The organism is Mycetohabitans sp. B3 (assembly GCF_021498065.1).
GTDB lineage: Bacteria > Pseudomonadota > Gammaproteobacteria > Burkholderiales > Burkholderiaceae > Mycetohabitans.
Genome location: NZ_JAHLKN010000211.1, coordinates 1 through 389, shown reverse-complemented (window position 1 = coordinate 389; position 389 = coordinate 1). Strand labels below are relative to the sequence as shown.

Here is a 389-nt window from a genome sequence, read left to right as displayed (position 1 = left end):
ACCGGCGCCGGACGCAAGCACGCGTCCAACACGTAGGCCGTGGCGTTATCCAGCGGCGTGCCGATCGGCATCGACGCTTGCGCTTGATACGGTGCCTCGATCAGATGGCACGTGGCAATGGTCGTCTCGGTCGGTCCATACCCGTTGATAAAGCGCAGGGTTGGACAGTGCTCAAGCACGCGCTGCGCCGCCGCGGCGGAGACAATATCGCCGCCCACCGTCAGTTGACGCACGCTGCGCAAATAGCTCAAGTCACCTTCGGCCATCACTTGAAACAGCCCTGCGCTCAACCATAGCGCGCTCACCTGATGCGCTCGGATGGTCTCTTGCAGCACATGCACGTCCAACTCGCCCGGCGGCACAATGACGGCCTGACCACCACAGAGCAG

Annotated in this window: 1 protein-coding gene; it reads right to left on the bottom strand. The window is 63.0% G+C overall.

Annotated elements, in window-relative coordinates:
• The coding region (locus KQH55_RS17510) for an AMP-binding protein (protein WP_235091714.1) at positions 1-389 on the bottom strand (389 nt) is incomplete at both ends.